Raw genomic sequence first — 2500 nt, 5'->3', positions numbered from 1 at the left:
TTTACTACAGCTTGGCACTGAACATTGACCCTACATGTGTAGGATAGGTGGGAGGCTTTGAAGCACAGTCGCTAGATTGTGTGGAGCCGTCCTTGAAATACCACCCTTGTAGTGTTGATGTTCTAACTTAGGCCCCTAATCGGGGTTGAGGACAGTGCCTGGTGGGTAGTTTGACTGGGGCGGTCTCCTCCCAAAGAGTAACGGAGGAGCACGAAGGTTGGCTAAGTACGGTCGGACATCGTACGGTTAGTGTAATGGTAGAAGCCAGCTTAACTGCGAGACAGACGCGTCGAGCAGGTACGAAAGTAGGTCATAGTGATCCGGTGGTTCTGAATGGAAGGGCCATCGCTCAACGGATAAAAGGTACTCCGGGGATAACAGGCTGATACCGCCCAAGAGTTCATATCGACGGCGGTGTTTGGCACCTCGATGTCGGCTCATCACATCCTGGGGCTGAAGTCGGTCCCAAGGGTATGGCTGTTCGCCATTTAAAGTGGTACGCGAGCTGGGTTTAGAACGTCGTGAGACAGTTCGGTCCCTATCTGCCGTGGGCGTTTGAGAATTGAGAGGGGCTGCTCCTAGTACGAGAGGACCGGAGTGGACGAACCGCTGGTGTTCGGGTTGTTATGCCAATAGCATTGCCCGGTAGCTACGTTCGGAATCGATAACCGCTGAAAGCATCTAAGCGGGAAGCGAGCCTCGAGATGAGTTCTCACTTTGACTTTAAGTTAACTGAAGGGCCGTTGAAGACTACAACGTTGATAGGCGAGATGTGGAAGTGCTGTGAGGCATTGAGCTAACTCGTACTAATTACCCGTGAGGCTTAACCATACAACGCCAAAGTGGTTTGACTTGTTAGAAGTTAAGAATAGAAAGTAGACGATAAGAATTTAATTACGCTCTCCGAATTTAAGCATTGTGAATAAATTAGCTCTTATGAGAAATCAATTCACCTTGCGCAAATGAAATGACAAAAAGACGTCATTAACCATTTGCACGAAAAGAATTTCCTGGTAAACATAGCATTTTGGAACCACCTGACCCCATGCCGAACTCAGTAGTGAAACGAAATAGCGCCGATGATAGTGTGGGGTTTCCCATGTGAAAGTAGGACATTGCCAGGGCCCAATTTCAAAAAATAAATAATAAAAACTAAAAAGCAAAGAATTTGCTTGGTGAACATAGCATTTTGGAACCACCTGACCCCATGCCGAACTCAGTAGTGAAACGAAATAGCGCCGATGATAGTGTGGGGTTTCCCATGTGAAAGTAGGACATTGCCAAGCGCCAAATAAGAGAAAGCCCGATTCGAAAGAGTCGGGCTTTTTTCGTGCTAAATCGTCTCGAATGTTGCAGAGGTCATGCACATTGATAAAGAGACGAATTATACCATTCCGCATAAAGATTAAATCAGCTTTATCCATTCACGACTGCACATTTTCTTAACTCGTTCAGGTATTGAAATAAATTGATTCCAAGCTTTTGAAACTTCGTCAACTATTTCTACATAGCCCGAAAATATTCTATTGGATAAGCAATGTTGCCTTATCCAGCTCCATACTTGTTCTATTGGATTTAACTCAGGTGAGTAAGGGGGAAGCTTTATTAGCGTTAAGTTGCTGAATTCTGACGCAGTATCATGTGTATGCCAGCCTGCGCCATCTATTATCACTACTGCATGCCTACCAATTGGTGTAGCTTGTGATATTTGACGCATGTGCTGCGTCATCGCTTCTTTATTTACGAATGGACTTACTAGCGCTTCTGTTTGGCCCGTGGCAGGACATACTGCACCAAATAAATACCCGTATTCAAACTGTTGTTGTTTCACAATCCTTGGCCGAGTACCCGTCTTAGCCCAAATGCGTGTAGTCGGATTTTGCTGGCCAAATCGAGCTTCATCCTGAAACCATACGTCGATACGATCAAGAGGTAAGTGTCCTGGTGTGTGAAGGATCGTTTCCAGTTGGAAGTTTTTTAAAAGCTTCTTGGCTTTGTAATGACTGCTTAGGGTGTTTTGAACGACTTGTGATCCAACTAAAGCCAAGCTGCTTTAGGATTTTATAGACATGATTTAAGTGGTAATGAACACCAAATTCACTGCTAATGTAATGCACAATGTCCTCACCGGTTAGACGGCCACCTTGAAGCTCCGTGTTTGTGCGTTTAATAAATTCAGACAGTTGATCAAGCTGAGACTGCTGCAGTCTGGATGGACGTCCTTGAATAGGCTTATTGTCTAAGCCATCGAGCCCATGCTCTAGGTAACTAGAGACCCATTTATTAACACTACTCCGTGCTATATTAAGGCGTTTTGCAATGTCGGTTCTGCTATGACCTTCATAAAATAATGACACAGCAAGTAATCGCATACGTTTACGTGCGTTGGGTTCTTTTCGAGAAAGCGCTAAAAGCTGTTCAGATATACTTGGGTTCAACGTTATTTAGTCTGTAATTTTATATGCTCTATATTAGATCAGATATTTAAGCGGATTGGTAT

The 2500-nt window shown here is 44.5% G+C and carries 1 protein-coding gene and 3 rRNA genes (1 of these 4 cut by a window edge); 3 read left to right on the top strand and 1 reads right to left on the bottom strand.

All coding sequences use genetic code 11. The features are described 5' to 3' along the window. The 3 genes from AC2CZC_RS00020 to rrf (AC2CZC_RS00010) all read left to right on the top strand — a co-directional run. Positions 1-831 (top strand): 23S ribosomal RNA (locus AC2CZC_RS00020); it begins 2052 nt to the left of the window's first position. A gap of 178 nt (positions 832-1009) precedes the next feature. After that, positions 1010-1124 (top strand): 5S ribosomal RNA (gene rrf / locus AC2CZC_RS00015). Between the two features lie 47 nt (positions 1125-1171). Further along, positions 1172-1286, top strand: a 5S ribosomal RNA gene (gene rrf / locus AC2CZC_RS00010). Between the two features lie 119 nt (positions 1287-1405). Here rrf (AC2CZC_RS00010) and AC2CZC_RS00005 read toward each other — a convergent pair. Then, a protein-coding gene (locus AC2CZC_RS00005; protein WP_484584823.1) for an IS630 family transposase occupies positions 1406-2372 on the bottom strand; the annotation gives its coding sequence in 2 pieces (ribosomal slippage) (positions 1406-1972 and positions 1974-2372; 966 coding nt in all). Positions 2373-2500 lie beyond the last annotated feature (128 nt).

The sequence above is a fragment of the Pseudoalteromonas sp. MMG033 genome (assembly GCF_057197785.1).
This window is presented reverse-complemented; position numbering and strand designations above follow the sequence as displayed.